Genomic DNA, 19,050 nt, shown 5'->3' with positions numbered 1-19,050 from the left:
ACGATCACGACGTCGAGCGGGCGCGGATGGTCGAGCAGCAGCTCGTCCCGCGCGGGATCGAGGACCAGCGCGTCCTCGATGCGATGCGACGTGTGCCCCGGCACCTGTTCGTGGAGCCGTCGGCCGCGCCGTACGCGTACGAGGACCATCCGATGCCCATCGGCGACGGCCAGACCATCTCGCAGCCGTACATCGTCGCGCTGATGCTGCAGGCGGCGCGGATCGGCCCGGAGGACGTCGTGCTCGATGTCGGCACCGGCTCGGGATACGCGGCAGCCGTCGCCTCGCTCCTCGCGCATCGCGTGGTCAGCATCGAGCGGCATCCGGGACTGGCGGTGGGAGCTGCGGCGGCCCTGGACGCACTCGGCTACCGGGTGGAAGTGGTGACCGGCGACGGCACGCTGGGCTGGCCGTCCGGCGCCCCGTACGACGTGATCCTCGCCGCGGCGACCGGTCCGGCCGTGCCGGACGCCTGGTCGGGGCAGCTCGCGCCGGGCGGACGCGTGGTCATGCCCGTGGGACGGCCGGGAGGCGCGCAGCACCTGGCCGCCTTCACGCGCGGCGACGACGGGTCGTTGCACGAGACGAATCTCGGTGGTGTGGCGTTCGTGCCCCTGCTGGGCGAGCAGGGCTGGCCCGTGCGCCCGTCGCGCGGCTGAGCGCCGGTCAGGCCGCGACGACCTCGCGGGCCGGGACAGCGACCCGCAGCGCTCCGAGCAATGCCGCCAGCTGCCCGGCCCGGGCGGCGATGTCCTCGGGATGCCACTGCACCGCGAGGAGCGCGGCGTCGGCGTGCTCGATGGCCTCGACGTGACCGTCGTGCGACCGGGCGGTGACGACGAGGTCGGCGCCGAGCGCATCCACCGCCTGATGGTGGGCGCTGCGCACCTCGAGCGCCCCGGCCCCGAGGAGGGCCGCCGCGCGGCTGCCCGGCTCGACCTGCACGGTGTGCGTGGTGAGCACCTGCGGGATGGGGACGCCGCGGTTCACGTGCGCGCACTCCTCGCCGAGGTCCTGCACGAGCGTGCCGCCCAGGGCGACGTTCACGATCTGGAGTCCGCGGCAGATGCCGAGGAGCGGCGTTCCGCGCACTAGGGCGGCGTGCACCAGCGCGATCTGCGCGGCATCGGCCGCCGGCAGGTGCCGGGACTCGTTGGGGTAGCCCGTCCGGCCGCCGTAGAAGTCGGGATGGATGTCCTCGCCGCCGACGATGACGATGGCGTCGGCAGGCTCGGTCTCGGCGAGCAGTGCGTCGGCGCCGCGGTCCGCCGCGAGCCGGTCGACCCGCCAGCCCTGCGCCTCCGCCTCGGCGATGACGTTGCCGACGAGCAGCTGGACGTAGTCGTGATAGGCCGGATCATGGCCGCGGAAGCGCGTGGCTTCGACGACGGCGATGGTCGGCTGCTCGGACATGATCCCATCCCACCAGCACCTCCGGCCGAGCGCACGGGTGGCCGTAACAGGCGGAAACAGTGACACTGTCGGAGAGCACCAATAGACTCGGCTGCGTATCAGCCGGACCCGAGAGAGTGGGTGGATGCGCTTGCGACGTCTGCTGACCGGAGCCCTGCTGGCGCTCGGACTCATAGCGGGCCCGACGCTGCTCACGGCCTCGCCGGCCTCCGCCCAGGACCCGGTCGACCTCGGTCCCAGCCACGTCGTCGATCAGGCGCAGGTGCTCAGCGGATCGGACGAGTCGACGATCACGGCGGCCGCGAAGAAGCTCTACGACGACCACCGCATCGACCTCTACGTCGTCTACGTCGACCGGTTCACCGACCCGACCGAGGCCGCCGACTGGGCCAACGAGACGGCGGCGCGCAACGGACTCGGGCAGCGCGACTACCTGCTCGCGGTCTCCACCGAGGGCCGCACCTACTACCTGTCGGGCGACGACAACGGACCGGTGAGCGCCGACCAGCTCGACTCCATCGAGCGCAACGACATCGAACCGAAGCTGCACGACGGCGACTGGGCCGGGGCGGCCGTCGCCGCGGCGAACGGGCTCGGCGACGCCGTCGGCGGCGGAGGTGGGGGCGCCGTGTTCTTCTGGGTATTCCTCATCGGCGTGCTGATCGTCGGCCTCGTCGTGTTCCTGCTCGTCCGCTCGCGCGGCTCCCGCAAGAAGAAGGCCGCCGCCGGTCCGACGACTCCGCAGAGCGAGCTGGAGACCATCTCCCTGGCCGATCTCGAACGGCGGGCCGGATCCGCCCTGGTGCAGACCGACGACGCCATCCGCACGAGCGAGGAGGAGCTCGGCTTCGCGACCGCCCAGTACGGAGCGGATGCGGTGGTGCCGTTCCAGTCCGCCCTCGACACGGCGAAGGGGCAGCTGCGCGAGGCGTTCACGCTCAAGCAGCGACTCGACGACGCGGAGCCCGACACCGACGAGCAACGCCGCGAGTGGAACATCCGGATCGTCCAGCTCTGCGCCACCGCCAACCAGGCACTGGATGCGCAGGCCGACGCCTTCGACGAACTGCGGGCGATCGAGAAGCGCATCCCCGAGGCGAGTGCCGAGATCGCCACCCAGGCCGCGGCCCTCCGGCAGCGTCTCGCGGCGACGCGCAGCACGCTCGACGGACTGGCGCAGCGGTACACCGACGCCTCGCTCGGCACCGTCCACGACAACATCGACCAGGCGACGCAGCGTCTCGACTTCACCGACACCGCGCTGGCGGGCGCCGCGCAGAAGGCGGCCGCCGGCGACGCGGGCGCCGCAGCCGTGGGCGTTCGCGCCGCCGAGGAGTCCGCGGACCAGGCCGGTCTGCTGCTCGACGCGGTCGACCGGCTCGGCTCCGACCTGGCCGCGGCGCAGCAATCGCTCGACGGCACGCTCGCCGAGCTGCGGAGCGACCTTGCGGAGGCGCGGGCGCTCGCCGCCTCCAGCGACCCGGGCGGCGCCATCGCCGCGGCGGTCGCCGGCACCGAGCAGACGGTGAACGACGTGCAGGCGGCCCTCTCCGCCGGGCGCGTCAACCCGCTCGAACTCGCCCAGCGGCTCGACGCCGCCAACCGATCCATCGACGGGGTGCTTCAGGGCGTGCGCGACGCCCGTGCGCAGGCGCAGCGCGCCCAGTCCGCGCTCCAGCAGACTCTGACGACCGCGAAGGCACGCGTGTCGGCGTGCGAGGACTTCATCACCGCACGACGCGGAGCCGTCGGCGCCGAGGCGCGCACCCGGTTGGCGGAGGCCGCACGGCTCGTGGTCCAGGCCGAGCAGACGGCCGCGACGGATGCCGTGGCGGCCCTCGCCCAGGCCCAGCGGGCCGCGGACCTCGCAGACCAGGCGACGCAGCTCGCCCAGCAGGACGTCGGCGGATTCCAGCCGGACCTCGGCGGGATGGGCGGATCAGGCGGCGGCCTCGGCGACATCTTCGGCGGCGGCACGTCGGGACGCGGCGGCGGGAGCGGCACGATGGGCGCCATCCTCGGCGGCATCCTCATCGACTCCGTGCTGCGAGGCGGGATGGGCGGCGGCGGAGGCGGGAACTGGGGCGGCGGCGGAAGCTGGGGCGGTGGCGGTTTCGGCGGAGGCGGCAGCCGTACCCGCAGCGGCGGCGGCGGTTTCAGCGCAGGAAGCTTCGGCGGCGGGGGCACCCGCAGCCGGCGTGGCGGCGGACGGTTCTGAACCGCCGGACACATCTCACAATCGCCCAACGGGGGCGGGAGCGAAAGGAAGAGCACATGGCGAAGCAATCCATCTTCGGACGGATCTCGCAACTGTTGCGAGCGAACATCAACGCCCTCCTCGATCAGGCGGAGGACCCGGAGAAGATGCTGGACCAGATGGTCCGCGACTTCACGAACAGCATCGCCGACGCCGAGAGCGCGATCGCCGAGACCATCGGCAACCTGCGGCTGCTCGAAGACGACCACCGCGAAGACGTGGAGGCCGCAGCCGAGTGGGGCGACAAGGCGCTCGCCGCCAGCCGCCAGGCCGACCAGTACCGCTCCTCAGGCGACACCGCGAACGCCGACAAGTTCGACAACCTCGCCAAGGTCGCGCTGCAGCGGCAGATCTCGTCGGAGAACGAGGCGAAGGCGGCCGAGCCGCAGATCGCCGCGCAGACCGAGGTGGTCGAGAAGTTGAAGACCGGTCTGAACGCCATGAAGGAGAAGCTGGAGCAGCTGAAGAGCAAGCGCTCCGAGCTGATCGCCCGCGCCAAGAGCGCCCAGGCGCAGGCCCAGGTGATGGATGCGGTGAAGAGCGTCGACATCATGGACCCGACCAGCGAGGTCGCCCGCTTCGAAGAGAAGATCCGCCGGGAGGAGGCGAAGGTGCGGGGCGCGCAGGAGCTCGCCGCATCCAGCCTCGACTCCCAGTTCGAGCAGCTGGACGACATCGGCGAGATGACCGAGGTGGAGGCACGGCTCGCCGCGCTCAAGTCCGGCGGAGGGTCGCAGGGGGCCGTGACCTCGGGCGACCAGGGGTGAGCGGCGCGTCCTTCCTCGTCGTCCCGCAGTGGCAGGGGTCGGGGTCGTCGCGGGCCATGCGCCTGATCGACGGCGCCGACGCCATCCGCGGCGACCTTCCCGGCGCCCGGACGCACCAGGTGCCGGTGCCCGCCGCCGCGGGCGAGTCGCTCGGCAGCGGGGTCAACCGGTTCTCGTCCCTCGCGGCCGTCCGCGAGGCGACGGAGGCCGAGCTCGCGCTGCTCGAGGCGCCGGTCGTCACGGTCGGCGGCGACTGCGGGGCGGAGCTGGCGCCCATCCAGCACGCGCTTGCCGCGCATCCCGCCGGGTCTGTCGCTGTCGTCTGGTTCGACGCCCACGGCGACCTCAACGACGTCGACTCCTCGCCGTCCGGCGCCTTCCACGGGATGGTCCTGCGCGCGCTCCTCGGCGACGGGCCGGACGGCCTCGCGTCGACGGGGCCGTCGGTGCTCGCCCCTGCGCAGCTGGTCCTCGCCGGGGTCCGGGCACTCGACGACGGCGAGTCCGCTTTCGTGGAACAGGGGGGCATCCGCGTCGTCGCTCCGGGCGAGCTGGACGACCCGGAAGCGATCGTGAACGCCGTGGCGGCCACCGGGGCGACGGCGGTGTACATCCACATCGACCTCGACGTGCTCGACCCGTCCACCATCGACGGGATCGGCTATCCGGAGCCGTTCGGCGTGCTCCCGGAGCGGCTCACCGAGGCGATCCGGGCGCTCCGCCGGCGGTTCGAGCTCGCGGGCGCCGGCCTCATGGAGTTCGCTCCCGAGAACCCGGACGCCGCCGCGCACGATCTGCCCGTCATCCTCCGCATCCTCGGATCGCTGACCGGCCCGACCGCGTCGCAGGCCGCGGTCGGCGCCGAGGGGGCGCGGTAGCTTGGGAGTCATGAGCGAGCCCAAGATCCTGACCGAGCGGCGCGGGCACGTGCTGCTGATCGGCCTGAACCGTCCGGAGAAGAGGAACGCGGCGGACTTCGAGCTGCTGAGCCAGCTGGCACTGGCCTACGGAGAGCTGGAGCGCGATCCCGAACTGCGGGTCGGTCTCGTCCATGCCGTCGGCGAGCACTTCACGGCCGGCCTCGATCTGGCCGACCTGGGGCCGCGCATCGGACAGGACGGGCTCTCCTTCGTCGACGACGACGGCATCGACCCGTGGCAGGTCTCCGGTCAGCAGCTGACCAAGCCGGTCGTCATCGCCGTGCAGGGCACCTGCCTCACGCTCGGGATCGAACTCATCCTCGCCTCGGACATCGCCGTGGCCGCCCGTGGGACGCGGTTCGGGCAGATCGAGGTCACCCGCGGCATCCTGCCGTTCGGCGGCGCCACCCTCCGCTTCCCCCGGGCGGTGGGATGGGGCAACGCGATGCGGTACATCCTCACCGGCGACCTCTTCGACGCTGCCGAGGCGCACCGCATCGGCCTCGTGCAGGAGGTCGTCGAGGACGGCGAGCAGTTCGACCGTGCTCTGCAGCTGGCCGAGCGGATCGCCGCCCAGGCTCCCCTGGCGGTCCAGGCCGCGCTGGCCAATGCCAAGCGGGCGGTGCGGGACGGCGATGCCGCCGCGGAGGCCGAGCTGCAGCCCGCCCTCGTGCGGCTCGTCGGCAGCGAGGACGCCCGGATCGGCATGGAGGCGTTCCTCACCCGCACGGAGGCTCGCTTCGTCGGCCGCTAGGCATCCGATCCGCGGGCGCGTGACGAACCCCGCAGACGACACGACTCACCACATCCGACACACCATCGACAGCGGCCGGCACGGCGGCAGGGAGAAGACATGAGCGAGATCAAGGACTACGACGTCATCGTGATGGGTGCGGGAGCCGTGGGCGAGAACGTCGCCGACCGTGCCGTCCAGGGCGGACTGCGGACGGTGATCGTGGAGTCCGAGCTCGTCGGAGGAGAGTGCTCCTACTGGGCCTGCATGCCCTCGAAGACGCTGCTGCGGAGCGGGGTGCTGCTGCGCGCGGCCCAGAAGGTCGGGGGAACGCGCGAGGCGGTCACCGGCCCGCTCGACGTGGCAGCGGTGCTGAAGCGACGCGACGACATGACGAGCAACTGGAACGACGACGGCCAGGTCGAGTGGCTGAACGGCGCCGGGATCGACCTGGTGCGCGGCTGGGGTGTCATCACCGCACCGCGCGAGGTCACCGTCACGGCGGAGGACGGCACGGTCACGGTGCTCCGCGCGAAGCACGCGGTCGCCGTCTCCACCGGATCCGCGGCGCTCATGCCCGACATCCCCGGGCTGCGCGAGAGTGAGCCGTGGTCGAGCCGTGAGGCGACCAGCGCCCAGCGCGTGCCGGTCTCCCTCGCGATCCTGGGCGGCGGCGTCGTCGCCACCGAGATGGCGACGGCCTACGCCGGCTTCGGCACCGAGGTGCACCTGATCGCACGCAGCGGCTTGCTGGGCGGCGACGAGCCCTTCGCCGGCGAGATGGTCGCCGAGTCACTGAAGAAGCTCGGCGCCACGCTGCACCTCGACTCCGGCGTCGAGCACGTGGAGCGGACCGACGACGAGGGCTTCCGTCTGCGCCTCGACGACGGCACGGTGCTCGAGACCGACGAATTCCTCGTCGCCACCGGCCGCCTCCCCCGCACCTTCGGCATCGGGCTCGACGCGTTCGGCCTGGAGGACGGCGCCTGGCTCGACGTCGACGACAGCATGCGCGTGCTCGGAGCCGACGGCCGGCCCGTCGACGGCGGCTGGCTGTACGGCGTGGGCGACGTCAACCACCGCGCGCTGCTCACGCACCAGGGCAAGTACCAGGCCCGCGCCGCCGGCGACGCCATCGCCGCCCGCGCCAAGGGACACGACGTGTCGCTGGAGCCGTGGGGCGCCTTCGTCGCGACGGCCGACCACGAGGCGGTCCCCCAGGTGACCTTCACCGATCCGGAGGTCGCCTCGGTCGGACTGACGGCGGCGCGCGCGGAGAAGGCGGGCTACCGCATCCGGGTCGTCGACTACGACATCGGCAGTGTGGCCGGCGCTCACGTCGTCGCCGACGGATACGAGGGCAAGGCCCGCATGGTCGTCGACGAGGACCGCAACGTCATCCTGGGCGTGACCTTCGTCGGTCAGGATGTCGGCGAGCTCCTGCACTCGGCCACCGTCGCCGTCGTGGGCGAGGTGCCGCTGGACCGTCTGTGGCACGCCGTCCCGTCGTACCCGACGGTGAGCGAGGTGTGGCTGCGGCTGCTCGAGACCTACGGACGACCCGAGAAGTGAGCGGCTTCGACCGCACGCCGCTCGGGCGCATCCTGCTGGATTCGCCGGTGAGCCGCGCTGGATACCTCTATGCGACCGCGGTCGGCCTGACCTGGGGGTTCCTCTGGAGCACCGGGCGGATCGAGCGCAGGGCCGGCCTCACCGTGTTCCGCGGCATGCCGAAGGCGACCTTCGGCCGCGGAGGGTCGTGCGTCGGCGGCGTCTACCTCACCGACCACAACGTGAGCGACGACGTGCTGGAGCACGAGGCGATCCACAAACGGCAGTGGCAGCGGTACGGGATGCTGTTCCCGCTGCTCTACTTCGTGGCCGGCCGCGATCCCCTCCGCAACCGATTCGAGATCGAGGCTGGCCTCGAGAAAGGCGGGTACCGATGACGCGCACCATCGTGATCACGGGGGCGAGCTCCGGCATCGGAGCCGTGGCGGCCGAGCAACTGAAGGCGGGCGGCGACGAGGTCGCGGTCGTCGGCCGCAACCCGGAGCGCACCCGCGGGGTCGCGGAGCGCATCGGAGCGACGCCGTTCCTCGCCGACTTCGAGCGCCTCGACGACGTCCGCGCCCTCGCGGCCGCTCTGCTCGACCGGTACGAGACGATCGACGTGCTCGCGAACAACGCCGGCGGGCTGTATCACGAGCGCGAGCTGACGGTGGACGGGCACGAGCGCACCATCCAGGCCAACCACCTCGCCCCCTTCCTGCTCACCGCGCTGCTGCGCCCGCGGCTCATCGAGACCGCGGCGTCCGGGCGTGATGTCCGTGTCGTCTCCACCGCGAGTCTCGCCAATCGGTTCGGCAACCTTCGCGTGGACGATCTGGACTGGGAGCGGCGCCCCTGGCAGGGCGGCTGGCGCGCGTACGGCACAGCGAAGCTCGCGACCATCCTGTTCGCCGCCGAGCTGGCCGAGCGCCTGACCGGGACGGGCGTGGGCGCCTACTCGTTCCATCCCGGAACCATCGCCACCAATTTCGGCAACTCGTCGCCGCTGATCCGCTTCGGCCACCTGGTGACGCGCAGCAGCTTCGGCATCTCGGTCGCTGCCGGTGCCGCTCCCCTGCTGTTCCTCGCCGGGCCGGCGCGGGTCGGCGCCCCGACCGGCACGTACTTCGACCGCCTGACCGCGAACGGCCGCGTCAATCCGCAGGCCCGCAACGGCCAGCTGGGACGCGACCTGTGGGCCGCGAGCGAGGCGCTGGTCGGGCTGGACGTCCCCGCCTGATCCGCTTCCGTGGGTCGCAACACGCCGTTATGGCCGCGCCATAACGGCGTGTTGCGACCCACGAACGGCGGGTGGCGGAACGTCAGTGGAAGGACGGCGCCGCGACGGCGTCGGCGGACATGCCGACCGAGTGGATGAGGTGGTCGCGCACCTCGGTCGCGAGCGCGAACCCGCCGGTCACGATCGCACGCGTTTCGCCCGGCCCGTCGCACAGCATCTCGTCGCACCAGGCGCGCACGGCGCGGGCGCCGGCCTCGCCGCGGGCGCACGACTCGCCCGTGCCCGGTCGGCCGCTGCGGTGCGAGCGGACCAGCCAGGTGACCGTCATGCGCATCGGCGTCGCCAGCGGGGTGATCTCCGACGGCTCCCCGACCTCGACGAACACGCGGCCGCGCGCGCACAGCGGGAGGAGCGCGAGCTCGGCCTCCAGCTCGGGGAGCGAGGTCTCATCCCCGACGACCAGGAACTGCACGCGGTCGTCGTGGTGCGCGGTCGAGGCGGTGTGGGTGGCGTGATCGGGACGGTACATCTCGCGTCCGAGTATAGGCGAGCCTTACCTAAGCACCAACGGCTGTGAGCGCATCCTCAGCGTGCCGAGAGCATGGCCGCATCCCTTCCCGAGGTCGGTGGTTCGCGGCATGATCGGAGCATGCGACCCTCCGCCTCGTCCCCGATCGCCCCGATGCTCGCGAAGGCGGTTCCCGCCGTTCCCGAGCCCGACAGCGTGGCCGGCGGCCTCAGCTACGAGCCGAAGTGGGACGGCTTCCGGGCCATCGTCTACGCCGAGGGCGACGGCGCGGTGGAGTCGGTGGAGATCGGCAGCCGGGGCTCGAAGATGCTGACGCGGTACTTCCCCGAGCTCGTGGAGGCGTTCCGCAGCATCCTTCCCGGCCCGTGCGTGCTCGACGGCGAGATCGTGGTGCCGACCGGCGAGCCCGGCAAGCAGCGGCTCGACTGGGAGGCGCTGTCGCAGCGCATCCATCCGGCCGCGAGCCGCGTGAAGCTGCTGTCGGAGCAGACACCGGCCACGTTCGTCGCGTTCGATCTGCTCGCCATCGGCGATGAGTCGTACGTCGACCGGCCGTTCGCCGACCGTCGGGCCGCGCTCGAGGAATTCGCCGGCGACCTGCCCGCTCCGATTCAGCTGACCCGCACCACGACGGATGTCGACCTCGCTCGCCGCTGGCTGGTCGAGTTCGAGGGCGCCGGGCTGGATGGCGTCGTCGCGAAGCCGCTGGCCGGTCCCTATGCCCCGAACAAGCGCACGATGCTCAAGATCAAGCACCACCGGACAGCCGATGTCGTGGCGCTGGGGTACCGCATCCACACCAGCGGCCGCGGCGTCGGCTCCCTGCTCGTCGGGCTGTTCGACGACGACGGGCAGCTGCGCAACGTGGGCGGCGTCTCGGCGTTCACCGACGCGAAGCGGCTGTCCCTGATCGACGAGCTGGAGCCGCTGGTGGAGCGCGACGAGAGTGGGGCGGCCGTCACCGGCGAGACCGACCGGAGCCGCTTCTCGGGCAGCAAGGACGTGTCGTTCGTGCGGCTGCGCCCCGAGCGCGTTCTCGAGGTGCGGTACGACCAGATGGAGGGGATGCGCTTCCGGCACACGGCGCAGTTCGAGCGCTGGCGGCCGGACCGCGAGGCACGGTCGTGCACCTTCGAGCAGCTGGACCGGCCGATCGCGTACGACCTGGGCGACGTGCTGACCTGATCCGGCGCCCGACAGCGCCGCCAGGGCGTTGCCAGACGCGCCCGGCGGTGGTTCCGTGATCCGCATGGCGGATGTCGAGAGACCGGGAGCCGACGAGTTCCTCCCCGAGAAACGCGACCTGCGGAGCCTCCGGGCCGCCGCACCGGACTGCCGTGGCTGCGAGCTGTACCGCGACGCGACGCAGGTCGTCTTTTCCGCGGGCCGCGCCGGCGCCCCGCTCGCGCTCGTCGGCGAACAGCCCGGCGACCGGGAGGATCTCGAGGGCGAGCCGTTCGTCGGCCCGGCCGGGCGCCTGCTCGACCAGGCGCTGGAGGCTGCGGGCATCGACCGCGGCGACGTGTACGTCACCAACGCGGTGAAGCACTTCCGTTTCCACCGGCAGGGCAAGCGGCGCATCCACGAGAAGCCCGCCGTCGGCAACATCGTCGCCTGCCACCCGTGGCTGGAGGCGGAGTTCGCGGCGGTCCGCCCCCGGCTCGTCGTCTGCCTGGGCGCGACGGCCGCGCGCAGCGTCCTCGGGCGCCCGGCGCGCATCCAGGAGGAGCGGGGACGCGTCCAGGAGTCCGCGGAGGGCCGGCCTGTTCTCGTCACGACGCACCCGTCCGCCCTGCTGCGACTGCGCGATGATCCGGGATGGGATGCCGCGTTCGACGCGTTCGTCGGCGACCTGGAGAGGGCGGCGAAGGCGGCCGCCGACCTCGCGGCGGACTGAGCAGCTAGGCCTTCTTCGCGCGGCTCGGCTGCACGCGCGGCGGCTCCCCCGGCATCTTGGGGTAGTCGGGAGGGAACGGCAGTTCGCCGAGGCCGTCCGACAGGTCGCGCTCCCACCACCCGAGCAGCACGTCGATCGTGCCGGGGTCCGCACCGAAGTGCTCCCACGGGTCGCCGACCGTGCGCAGGCGCTCGGGCATGGTCAGCACGGTGAAGTCGCGCGGGTCGACGTGCTCCAGCTCCTCCCACGTGATCGGGGCCGAGACGGAGGCGTGCGGCAGCGCGCGCGGGCTGTACGCGCCGGCCATCGTGCGGTCGCGGTTGGCCTGGTTGAAGTCGACGAAGATGCGCTCTCCGCGCTCCTCCTTCCACCACGCCGTGGTCACGCGGTCCGGCATCCGTCGCTCGAGCTCTCGCGCGGCGGCGATCACGGCGTGCCGGACGTCGAGGAACTCGCGCTGCGCCACGATCGGCGCGAACACGTGGAGTCCCCGGTTGCCGGAGGTCTTGATGAACGCCGTGAGCCCGGCCTCCTGCAGCACCTTCCGCAGCTCGATGGCGGCGGGCACGGCGTCGGCGAACCCCGTCCCGGGCTGCGGGTCGAGGTCGATGCGGAACTGGTCCGGGTTGTCCGAGTCCTCCGCGCGGGACGGCCACGGGTGGAACACCACCGTGTTCATCTGCGCGGCCCAGACGGCGGCGGCCGGTTCGTCGATCACGAGCTGTGGATGCGACCGCGCGCTCGGGTACGTGACCGTCACGGAGCGCACGTAGTCCGGGACCCCGCGCGGCGGGTTCTTGGAGAAGAACTGCTCCCCGTCGATCCCCTCCGGGAACCGCTGCAGCGACACCGGGCGGTCGCCGTTGGCGCGGACGAACGCGTCGCCGACCTCCACGAGGTAGTTCGCGAGATCGAGCTTGGTGATGCCGGCCTCGGGGAAGATCACCCGCTCGGGGCTCGAGATCCGCACCTCCCGGTCGCCATCGGGACCCGGGACCGTGAGGACTACAGCGCCGCCTGCCATGCGACCACCGTACCGCCCGAACCGCCGGTGTCCGTGATGTGAATTCCTTGTGGGATCACACGTCGTCGCTTGAGCGGTCTCACAAGTGGGACAGAATGGCAGAGCGGGCGCGCATCCGTGCCGTCCGCGAACGAGGTCCTTCGAGAAGAGGTGCATGACCCTGAGGATCGTGAGCTACAACCTCCGCAAGCACGCCGCGAGCGGGGAGCTGACGGGCATCGCAGAGGCGTACGACGTCGACGTCCTGTGCCTGCAGGAATGCGACAGCGACGCCCTTCCCGAGCGCCTGCACCACCTGGTGCTCGCGGACACCACCCGGGCCAACCGGCTGGGCCTCGCGGTCTATGTGCGCGACGATCGCTACGAGATCCTGCACAGCCAGGTCTTCGCCGTCCAGAAGTCACTGCACGACCGCGTGCTGGCGCCGGCCAACGAGCGCCTGCTGGCCGTGCACCTGCGCGACCGCGACAACGGCGAGGAGATCCTGGTGGGATCGTTCCACGCCGCACCTCTGACCGCGCTGAACTCGCTGCGGCGCAAGCAGATCGCCGCCGCCCACGATGGGATGCGGTCCCTCGCCCCCGGCACCGCCGCCGTCATGGTCGGCGACTTCAACTATCCCTGGTTCATCCGGGGCCTCGAGCGGCACCTCACGACCTCCGGCTACACGCTGAAGCGCACGACGCAGCCGACCTACCTGCGCTACAAGTTCTTCTCGGGCTACTTCGACTTCGTAACGTCGACCGGCTTCGAGATCGAGCGGGTGGATGTGCTTCCCGCCGGCGCGTCGGACCACCGGCCCATCCGGCTGGACGCCGAGCTCGCGGCCTGACCGGGCGACCGCTGGCAGGATGGTGGCGTGACCGACACCGTGCCCTCCGCCCTGCTCGTCATCGACCTCCAGAACGGCGTCCTGCCCGGCTGCTTCGACGCCGACGGCGTGCTCTCCCGCGTCCGGCAGCTCGTCGACCGCGCCCGCGCGGCCGGCACCCCGGTGATCTGGGTGCAGCACGAGGAGGACGGGATGGAGGAGGGCAGCGAGCCTTGGCAGCTCGCCGACGGTCTCGTCCCCGTCGACGGCGAGCCCCGCATCCTGAAGCACTATCGCGACTCCTTCGCCGACACCGACCTCGACGAGATCCTGGAGCGTCTCGACGTCGGCCGCCTCGTCGTGACGGGAGCGCAGAGCGACTACTGCGTGCGCACGACGGCGCAGAGCGCGGCCGTGCGCGGCTACGACGTGGTGCTCGTCTCCGACGCCCATACGACCACCGACAGCGAGTGGGACGGCGTGGAGCTCACCGGTGAGCAGATCGTGGCGCACACGAACCGGTACTTCGACGGCCTCCGCTACCCGGGCCAGCTGTTCGGGGTGGCCGAGGCCGCGTCCGTGCCGCTCTGACCCCGACTCTGACGTCGGCGGGACTCGTCGTCCCGCCGCCCCGGGCGTACGGTGAGGGCGTTCGACGACTGGGGTGGTGTCGATGGAGTTCCCCGCGTGGCTGACCGACTGGCTGGCCGGCGACGACTACACGATCGCGCGCGAGATCCTGGAGCGCGGCGTCGCCGCGCTGTACCTGGTGGCGTTCGTGTCGGCGGTGAACCAGTTCCCGGCCCTGCTCGGCGACAACGGTCTGCTGCCCGCCCGGCGTTTCCTGCGGCATCCCTACGCCCGGAAGCAGCCGACGCTGTTCCGTTGGCGCTACTCGGACCGGCTGCTGCGCACGGTCGCCTGGACGGGGGCGGTGCTCTCGGCGCTGATCGTCGCCGGCGTGGTGCAGCTCGCGCCCACCTACGTCTTCGTCCCCGTCTTCCTGATCGTGTGGTTCCTCTACCTCTCGATCGTGAACATCGGGCAGACCTTCTACGGCTTCGGCTGGGAGAGCCTGCTCTGCGAGGCGGGGTTCATCGTCGCCTTCCTCGGCGCGTGGGACACCGCTCCCCCGATCACCATCGTCTTCTTCGTCCGCTGGCTGGTGTTCCGGCTGGAGTTCGGCGCCGGGATGATCAAGATGCGCGGCGACCGCTCATGGCGCGACCTCACCGCGCTGTACTACCACCACGAGACGCAGCCCATGCCGAACCCGCTCAGCCGCTCCGCGCACCTGCTGCCGAAGTGGTTCCACCGGGTGGAGGTGCTGGGCAACCACTTCGCGCAGCTGATCGTGCCGTGGTTCCTGTTCTTCCCGCAGCCGGTCGCGAGCGTCGCCGCGGGCGTCATGATCCTCACGCAGCTGTGGCTGGTGCTCACCGGCAACTTCGCGTGGCTGAACTGGATCACGATCGTGCTCGCGTTCGCCGGGATCAGCGACCCGGTGTTCTCGTGGCTGTTCGGTGGAGCTGAGGTCGGCGGGCTCGGCGCCTCCGACGTCCCTCTCTGGTACGCGGTGGTGGCGGTGGCGGCGACCGTCTTCCTGGTGGTCCTGAGCTGGCCGCCGCTGAAGAACCTGTTCTCGCGCCGGCAGCTGATGAACGCGAGCTTCAACCGTTGGCACCTGGTGAACGCGTACGGAGCGTTCGGCAGCGTCACGAAGGAGCGCTACGAGGTCGTCGTCGAGGGAACGACCGACGACCCGGGTGACCCGGATGCGCTCTGGCTGGAGTACGCCTTCAAGGGCAAGCCCGGCGATGTGCACCGCATCCCGCGCCAGTTCGCGCCGTACCACCTGCGGCTCGACTGGCTGATGTGGTTCCTGGCGCTCGGCTCGCGCGACTCGCCCTGGTTCGAGGTGCTTCTGCTGCGCCTGCTCGAGGCGGACCGGCCGACCCTGAAACTCCTCCGGCACGACCCGTTCGGCGGGGTGCCGCCGCGGGCGATCCGCGCCCGGATGTTCCTGTACCGCTTCAGCACGCACGCCGAGAAGCGGGAGACGGGCGACGTCTGGGTGCGGTCGGAGGTCGGCGACCTGGTACCGCCGGTGAGCTTGCGCAGCGGTCAGTAGCCGGTGCGCTCCTCCTCCAGCTTGGCGAGATCCCGCCAGATGAGCAGCTTGAGCCGCGCCGGCTTCTCGCGCTCGTAGTCGGCCTTCAGCGCCTCCGCGCCGGAGAACGCGTCGAGTCCCGCCTCGATGGCGCGCCCGACCTCGTCCCAGGCGTCCTGCCGGCCGCGCTCGACGAGGGCGAGCAGCTCCTCCTCCGAGTCGGCCTTCGCCCGTAGCGCCGCCGCGAGCTGGATGGCCGCGTCCCGTCGCAGCCGCAGGTTGTCGGCATCCACCCGGCGGTAGTCGTGCGGGTGCTCGGCATCGCCGCTCAGCTTCTCGGCCGCCTCCAGCTCCTCCTCGATGCGCCCCGCCGCGACGCCCTGCTCAGACGCGAGCTCGCGCAGCATCGCCGCCGCCTCCATGGCGTGCATCGCCGGGTCGTACGAGTTGCCGTACTGGATCGTGTCGACGACGATGTGGTTCTTGACCGCCATGCGCGTGGCGTATTCCGCGAGCAGCATGCCTTCCTCCACGGACTGCTCGAGGCTGGGCGCCGGCGGCTCGGGCAGGGCGTGCTCGTCGAACGGACGCGTGCGTGTCGTCTTCTCGACACGCCTGCGGAACCACTTCGGCCAGCGCATGGGACTCCTCGAACCCGGCGCCCGTACGACGCCGTCCTCCCATTCTGGCCGATCGGCTCCCGGGATTCAGCGGCCTGTGAAGAACCCGTTCGCCCGCCGGGTGTAGAGCAGGATGATGACCAGCAGCGACCACAGGATCTGGCCGATCCCGCTCCCCACCTGGTTCGTGAACAGCAGCAGGATGCCGTTGAGGATGTCGATGATCATCACGACCGTCACGACCACCCTCGCGCCGGGGCTGCCGCGCAGCAGGCCGCGCGCCACGATGATGACGATCACCCCGAGCAGGATCGAGATGATGGCCGCCGCCGTGATGCCGCCGATCGCCCCGTTCTGGCCGGCCACCTGGTCGCGCGCGATCAGCAGGATCACCCCGCCGATCACGTTCAGGATGCCGATGATGTAGGTGAGGACGGCCACGAACGTGACCGATCCGGGACGTGCCGCCATGCCGACTCCTCCGCTCCGCCGCGGTGCGCTTCTCGCCCGGGCGCTTCACCGGTAGCTTGGCGGATATGGCCGGTTATCGCTACGAGTTCGAGGCGGAGCTGTTCCGCTGGGCCTCCCGCCGGGAGCTGTGGGTCTTCGCGCAGCTGCCCGAGGAGGTGTCGGAGGAGATCCGGCTGCAGCCGCATCCACCCGCCGGGTTCGACTCCGTCAAGGTGTCGGTGACGCTGGGCGGCTCGCGCTGGTCGACGTCGATCTTCCCGCAGGCGGACGGCACGTACGTCGTGCCGATCAAGAGCGCCGTGCGGCGGGCCGAGGGCGTCGAGCTCGGCGACCGGGTGCGGATCGGCGTCGAGACGCTGCTCTAGCGCTACCGCGTGCCCGACATGATCGTGTTCAGCGCGAGAACGATGATCAGACCGTTGAAGAAATAGCTCAGCACCGAGTGCCAGACGATGGTCCAGCGCATCCGGGTGCTGAGAACCTCCACGTCGGATGCCGCGAACGTGGTGCCGAGGGTGAAGGCGAAGTAGACGAAGTCGACGAACCGCGGCACCGGCGCCGGGGTGCCGTCCGGGTGCGGGAACCGCAGCATCGGCTCGGCGGCGGCGAAGTAGCGCTGGTAGTAGATCTGCGAGAAGCCCCAGTGCAGAAACCCCCAGGCGAGCAGCATCGACCAGACGCCGACGAAGTCGGTGACCGACCCGATCTGCGGATCGTTGTGGAGGGCGAGCACCTGGATCGCGGCCGCCAGGCCGATGAGGCTCGAGAGGATCGTCGCCGTCATCGACACGGTCCGGGCGAGGCGTCCGGTCTCCCAGCGGGCCGGGCGACCGCCGGGAGGGGCTGGGCGTCGCGCGACACGTCCGAGCACGATGAGCACGACGATGAGGTAGATCGTCCCGATCCCGCACCAGATCGCGAGGAGCTCGAGCGTGGTGGCGTCGTCTTCGGCGAGCACGACGAGCCAGACGCCCACCACGATCATGGCCAGCTGGGCCAGGAGGCTCGCGGCCAGGCCGAGGACGACCCACGGCCGCCGCACGGGCGCGCTCTGCGACATACCTGGATGCTAGCGGTGCCATCCTCCATCGCTGCGCAGGGCAGGATGGAGTGGTGCAGCCCCTCGTCGTCGTCGCGGCCGTCGTTCGCGACGGTGACCGCGTTCTGGCCTGCCGTCGGGCGCCCGGGAAGGATGCTGCAGGACGCTGGGAGTTCCCGGGCGGCAAGGTCGAGAGCGGAGAGTCGCAGGAGGCCGCGCTCGCACGCGAGATCGCGGAGGAGCTCGGGGTGCGCATCCACGTCGGTGCGCTGCTCGACCGCACGGTGACTGCGCGCGCAGGCGGCCGCGCGATCGACCTCGCCTGCTTCGACTGCCGGCTCGACGGGGACGCACCGGTCGCGAGCACCGACCACGACGAGCTGCGCTGGATGCACGTCGAGCGTCTCGGCGAGCTGGACTGGGCGGAGGCGGACCTCGCCGCCGTCACCGTATTGACCCGGGAGGTCACGTGAGGGCCCTGTACTACGAGCGTTTCGGCGGACCGGTGGAGGTCGCGGAGCTGGCCGACCCGGCCGTGCCCGATGGCGGTGCCGTCATCCGGGTCGAAGCGTCCGGTCTCTGCCGCAGCGACTGGCACGCATGGGCGGGCCACGACGACTCCGTCGCCCTCCCCCACGTTCCCGGTCACGAGTTCGCGGGTGTGGTCGAGGCGGTCGGCGCGGGAGTCTCGCGCTGGCGGCCGGGCGACCGGGTCACCGCTCCCTTCGTCAACGGCTGCGGCGAGTGCGAGTGGTGCCGCGACGGGCAGGCGCAGGTGTGCCCGCAGCAGACGCAGCCCGGCTTCACTCACTGGGGATCGCATGCCGAGCTCGTCGCCGTGCGCGCGGCGGACACCAACCTGGTGCGCGTGCCGGACGGCCTCTCCGCCGACGCCGCCGCGAGCCTGGGCTGCCGCTTCGCCACGGCGTACCGGGCGGTGACGGCGCGAGCGCGCATCCAGCCGGGCGAATGGCTCGCGGTCTACGGCGCGGGCGGCGTCGGCCTGAGCGCGGTGATGGTCGCCTCGTCGCTCGGCGCACGGGTGGTCGCCGTTGACCGCTCCCCCGCCGCACTCGGCCTGGCCGCGCGTCTCGGTGCGGAGCACACGGTCGTCGCCGACGCGGACACCGCCGAGAGCGTGCGCGACCTCACCGGCGGAGGGGCGCACGCCACGATCGACGCGGTCGGCTCCCCCGACACCGCGACGACCGCCGTCCGCTCGCTGCGCCGCCTCGGCCGTCATGTGCAGGTCGGGCTGCTGGCCGCCGCCGTGCCCGAGCTCCCGCTGGACCGGGTCATCGGATGGGAGCTCGAGATCCTCGGCAGCCACGGCATGGCCGCAGCCGCCTACCCAAAGATGCTCGACCTGGTGGCCGCGGGCCGTCTGACCCCGCAGCAGCTGGTCGGCGGCGCCGTCGGCTTCGCCGAGGCCGCGCGCCTGCTCGAGACGGCGGACACCGCGCCGCCGACGGGCATCGCGGTGCTGCACCCCGCGGGCTGAGCGCCGGCGGTCCGCACGAAACGGAGGGACCGTGCTTTCCCTCGCCGCCTGCGTCCTCCTTTTCCGGCGGCCGCCCGGCGTGTCCCGCGGGATCTCCTCCGTTCCCCACCACCCGTTGCCGCCGTCCCCGCCGTTCCCGCCTCCGGAACCGGTCCGCCGCGCGACGG

Annotated in this window: 22 protein-coding genes; 16 read left to right on the top strand and 6 right to left on the bottom strand. The window is 71.7% G+C overall.

Annotated features, from left to right (window positions below; all coding sequences use genetic code 11):
* Nucleotides 1-26 precede the first annotated feature (26 nt).
* The gene (locus J2Y42_RS10380) at nt 27-659 is read left to right on the top strand and encodes a protein-L-isoaspartate(D-aspartate) O-methyltransferase (protein WP_309857794.1); all 633 of its coding nucleotides are present in this window, start codon (nt 27-29) and stop codon (nt 657-659) included.
* A gap of 7 nt (nt 660-666) precedes the next feature.
* Here the strand turns inward: J2Y42_RS10380 and J2Y42_RS10375 are convergent, their stop codons facing one another.
* Nucleotides 667-1,413: a gamma-glutamyl-gamma-aminobutyrate hydrolase family protein gene (locus J2Y42_RS10375; RefSeq protein WP_309857791.1), complete on the bottom strand. Its 747-nt coding sequence runs from the start codon at nt 1,411-1,413 to the stop codon at nt 667-669.
* A 124-nt stretch (nt 1,414-1,537) separates the two neighbouring features.
* Between J2Y42_RS10375 and J2Y42_RS10370 the strand changes: the two genes are divergently transcribed.
* The 7 genes from J2Y42_RS10370 (at nt 1,538) to J2Y42_RS10340 (ending at nt 8,881) form a co-directional block, all read left to right on the top strand.
* On the top strand, nt 1,538-3,631 hold the full coding sequence (locus J2Y42_RS10370; RefSeq protein WP_309857788.1) for a TPM domain-containing protein: 2,094 nt from the start codon (nt 1,538-1,540) through the stop codon (nt 3,629-3,631).
* A 56-nt stretch (nt 3,632-3,687) separates the two neighbouring features.
* Nucleotides 3,688-4,437, top strand: a complete 750-nt coding sequence (locus J2Y42_RS10365) for a PspA/IM30 family protein (RefSeq protein ID WP_309857785.1) — start codon at nt 3,688-3,690, stop codon at nt 4,435-4,437.
* Nucleotides 4,434-5,315 carry an arginase family protein gene (locus J2Y42_RS10360; RefSeq protein WP_309857781.1) on the top strand — a complete coding sequence of 294 codons (882 nt, stop codon included), beginning with the start codon at nt 4,434-4,436 and terminating at the stop codon, nt 5,313-5,315. Before J2Y42_RS10365 ends, J2Y42_RS10360 begins: the two co-directional genes overlap by 4 nt.
* Before the next feature lie 10 nt (nt 5,316-5,325).
* Nucleotides 5,326-6,111, top strand: coding sequence for a crotonase/enoyl-CoA hydratase family protein (locus J2Y42_RS10355; RefSeq protein WP_309857778.1), 786 nt, complete (start codon nt 5,326-5,328; stop codon nt 6,109-6,111).
* A gap of 99 nt (nt 6,112-6,210) precedes the next feature.
* Nucleotides 6,211-7,662 carry an NAD(P)/FAD-dependent oxidoreductase gene (locus J2Y42_RS10350; RefSeq protein WP_309857775.1) on the top strand — a complete coding sequence of 484 codons (1,452 nt, stop codon included), beginning with the start codon at nt 6,211-6,213 and terminating at the stop codon, nt 7,660-7,662.
* Nucleotides 7,659-8,039 carry a hypothetical protein gene (locus tag J2Y42_RS10345; RefSeq protein ID WP_018190300.1) on the top strand — a complete coding sequence of 127 codons (381 nt, stop codon included), beginning with the start codon at nt 7,659-7,661 and terminating at the stop codon, nt 8,037-8,039. The genes J2Y42_RS10350 and J2Y42_RS10345 overlap by 4 nt, the downstream gene beginning before the upstream one ends.
* The gene (locus J2Y42_RS10340; protein WP_309857773.1) at nt 8,036-8,881 is read left to right on the top strand and encodes an SDR family NAD(P)-dependent oxidoreductase; all 846 of its coding nucleotides are present in this window, start codon (nt 8,036-8,038) and stop codon (nt 8,879-8,881) included. Before J2Y42_RS10345 ends, J2Y42_RS10340 begins: the two co-directional genes overlap by 4 nt.
* Before the next feature lie 82 nt (nt 8,882-8,963).
* On the opposite strand, the gene J2Y42_RS10335 is transcribed toward J2Y42_RS10340, so the two are convergent.
* Complete coding sequence (locus tag J2Y42_RS10335; RefSeq protein ID WP_309857770.1) at nt 8,964-9,410, bottom strand: SIP domain-containing protein; 447 nt, start codon at nt 9,408-9,410, stop codon at nt 8,964-8,966.
* Nucleotides 9,411-9,530: 120 nt separating this feature from the next.
* Between J2Y42_RS10335 and J2Y42_RS10330 the strand changes: the two genes are divergently transcribed.
* Together J2Y42_RS10330 and J2Y42_RS10325 are read left to right on the top strand one after the other, a co-directional pair.
* A complete protein-coding gene (locus tag J2Y42_RS10330) occupies nt 9,531-10,595 on the top strand; it encodes an ATP-dependent DNA ligase (protein ID WP_309857766.1) in 1,065 nt (354 codons plus the stop codon).
* A gap of 64 nt (nt 10,596-10,659) precedes the next feature.
* A complete protein-coding gene (locus J2Y42_RS10325) occupies nt 10,660-11,307 on the top strand; it encodes a UdgX family uracil-DNA binding protein (RefSeq protein ID WP_309858109.1) in 648 nt (215 codons plus the stop codon).
* A 4-nt stretch (nt 11,308-11,311) separates the two neighbouring features.
* On the opposite strand, the gene ligD is transcribed toward J2Y42_RS10325, so the two are convergent.
* Nucleotides 11,312-12,331: a non-homologous end-joining DNA ligase gene (gene ligD / locus J2Y42_RS10320; RefSeq protein WP_309857763.1), complete on the bottom strand. Its 1,020-nt coding sequence runs from the start codon at nt 12,329-12,331 to the stop codon at nt 11,312-11,314.
* Nucleotides 12,332-12,485: 154 nt separating this feature from the next.
* Here ligD and J2Y42_RS10315 point away from each other — a divergent pair, with 154 nt between their 5' ends.
* The 3 genes from J2Y42_RS10315 (at nt 12,486) to J2Y42_RS10305 (ending at nt 15,273) form a co-directional block, all read left to right on the top strand.
* Nucleotides 12,486-13,163 (top strand): endonuclease/exonuclease/phosphatase family protein, encoded by a 678-nt coding sequence (locus tag J2Y42_RS10315; RefSeq protein ID WP_309857760.1) that lies wholly within the window; start codon nt 12,486-12,488, stop codon nt 13,161-13,163.
* A 27-nt stretch (nt 13,164-13,190) separates the two neighbouring features.
* On the top strand, nt 13,191-13,733 hold the full coding sequence (locus J2Y42_RS10310) for a cysteine hydrolase family protein (RefSeq protein WP_309857757.1): 543 nt from the start codon (nt 13,191-13,193) through the stop codon (nt 13,731-13,733).
* An 82-nt stretch (nt 13,734-13,815) separates the two neighbouring features.
* Complete coding sequence (locus J2Y42_RS10305; RefSeq protein ID WP_309857754.1) at nt 13,816-15,273, top strand: lipase maturation factor family protein; 1,458 nt, start codon at nt 13,816-13,818, stop codon at nt 15,271-15,273.
* Here J2Y42_RS10305 and J2Y42_RS10300 read toward each other — a convergent pair.
* Both J2Y42_RS10300 and J2Y42_RS10295 read right to left on the bottom strand, forming a co-directional pair.
* A complete protein-coding gene (locus J2Y42_RS10300; RefSeq protein WP_309857751.1) occupies nt 15,267-15,893 on the bottom strand; it encodes a hypothetical protein in 627 nt (208 codons plus the stop codon). The genes J2Y42_RS10305 and J2Y42_RS10300 overlap by 7 nt on opposite strands.
* 66 nt (nt 15,894-15,959) lie before the next feature.
* On the bottom strand, nt 15,960-16,343 hold the full coding sequence (locus J2Y42_RS10295) for a hypothetical protein (protein WP_309857748.1): 384 nt from the start codon (nt 16,341-16,343) through the stop codon (nt 15,960-15,962).
* 65 nt (nt 16,344-16,408) lie between these two features.
* On the opposite strand from J2Y42_RS10295, the gene J2Y42_RS10290 reads away from it, so the two are divergent.
* Nucleotides 16,409-16,708, top strand: coding sequence for a DUF1905 domain-containing protein (locus J2Y42_RS10290; protein WP_018190290.1), 300 nt, complete (start codon nt 16,409-16,411; stop codon nt 16,706-16,708).
* Nucleotides 16,709-16,710: 2 nt separating this feature from the next.
* Here J2Y42_RS10290 and J2Y42_RS10285 read toward each other — a convergent pair whose 3' ends face one another.
* Nucleotides 16,711-17,403 (bottom strand): DUF1345 domain-containing protein, encoded by a 693-nt coding sequence (locus J2Y42_RS10285; RefSeq protein ID WP_309857745.1) that lies wholly within the window; start codon nt 17,401-17,403, stop codon nt 16,711-16,713.
* A 53-nt stretch (nt 17,404-17,456) separates the two neighbouring features.
* Here J2Y42_RS10285 and J2Y42_RS10280 point away from each other — a divergent pair, with 53 nt between their 5' ends.
* Complete coding sequence (locus J2Y42_RS10280; RefSeq protein ID WP_309857743.1) at nt 17,457-17,855, top strand: (deoxy)nucleoside triphosphate pyrophosphohydrolase; 399 nt, start codon at nt 17,457-17,459, stop codon at nt 17,853-17,855.
* Nucleotides 17,852-18,883, top strand: coding sequence for a zinc-dependent alcohol dehydrogenase family protein (locus J2Y42_RS10275; RefSeq protein ID WP_309857741.1), 1,032 nt, complete (start codon nt 17,852-17,854; stop codon nt 18,881-18,883). Before J2Y42_RS10280 ends, J2Y42_RS10275 begins: the two co-directional genes overlap by 4 nt.
* Nucleotides 18,884-19,050 lie beyond the last annotated feature (167 nt).

The organism is Leifsonia sp. 1010 (assembly GCF_031455295.1).
GTDB lineage: Bacteria > Actinomycetota > Actinomycetes > Actinomycetales > Microbacteriaceae > Leifsonia.
The sequence above is the reverse complement of the archived record's forward strand: the minus strand, read 5'-3'. Positions and strand labels throughout refer to the sequence as shown.

Coding starts and splice junctions, on each gene's coding strand:
- J2Y42_RS10380 (WP_309857794.1), top strand. CDS start 27: ATGGTCGAGCAGCAGCTCGTCCCGCGCGGGATCGAGGACCAGCGCGTC.
- J2Y42_RS10375 (WP_309857791.1), bottom strand. CDS start 1,413: ATGTCCGAGCAGCCGACCATCGCCGTCGTCGAAGCCACGCGCTTCCGC.
- J2Y42_RS10370 (WP_309857788.1), top strand. CDS start 1,538: ATGCGCTTGCGACGTCTGCTGACCGGAGCCCTGCTGGCGCTCGGACTC.
- J2Y42_RS10365 (WP_309857785.1), top strand. CDS start 3,688: ATGGCGAAGCAATCCATCTTCGGACGGATCTCGCAACTGTTGCGAGCG.
- J2Y42_RS10355 (WP_309857778.1), top strand. CDS start 5,326: ATGAGCGAGCCCAAGATCCTGACCGAGCGGCGCGGGCACGTGCTGCTG.
- J2Y42_RS10350 (WP_309857775.1), top strand. CDS start 6,211: ATGAGCGAGATCAAGGACTACGACGTCATCGTGATGGGTGCGGGAGCC.
- J2Y42_RS10340 (WP_309857773.1), top strand. CDS start 8,036: ATGACGCGCACCATCGTGATCACGGGGGCGAGCTCCGGCATCGGAGCC.
- J2Y42_RS10335 (WP_309857770.1), bottom strand. CDS start 9,410: ATGTACCGTCCCGATCACGCCACCCACACCGCCTCGACCGCGCACCAC.
- J2Y42_RS10330 (WP_309857766.1), top strand. CDS start 9,531: ATGCGACCCTCCGCCTCGTCCCCGATCGCCCCGATGCTCGCGAAGGCG.
- J2Y42_RS10325 (WP_309858109.1), top strand. CDS start 10,660: ATGGCGGATGTCGAGAGACCGGGAGCCGACGAGTTCCTCCCCGAGAAA.
- ligD (WP_309857763.1), bottom strand. CDS start 12,331: ATGGCAGGCGGCGCTGTAGTCCTCACGGTCCCGGGTCCCGATGGCGAC.
- J2Y42_RS10315 (WP_309857760.1), top strand. CDS start 12,486: ATGACCCTGAGGATCGTGAGCTACAACCTCCGCAAGCACGCCGCGAGC.
- J2Y42_RS10305 (WP_309857754.1), top strand. CDS start 13,816: ATGGAGTTCCCCGCGTGGCTGACCGACTGGCTGGCCGGCGACGACTAC.
- J2Y42_RS10300 (WP_309857751.1), bottom strand. CDS start 15,893: ATGCGCTGGCCGAAGTGGTTCCGCAGGCGTGTCGAGAAGACGACACGC.
- J2Y42_RS10295 (WP_309857748.1), bottom strand. CDS start 16,343: ATGGCGGCACGTCCCGGATCGGTCACGTTCGTGGCCGTCCTCACCTAC.
- J2Y42_RS10290 (WP_018190290.1), top strand. CDS start 16,409: ATGGCCGGTTATCGCTACGAGTTCGAGGCGGAGCTGTTCCGCTGGGCC.
- J2Y42_RS10285 (WP_309857745.1), bottom strand. CDS start 17,403: ATGTCGCAGAGCGCGCCCGTGCGGCGGCCGTGGGTCGTCCTCGGCCTG.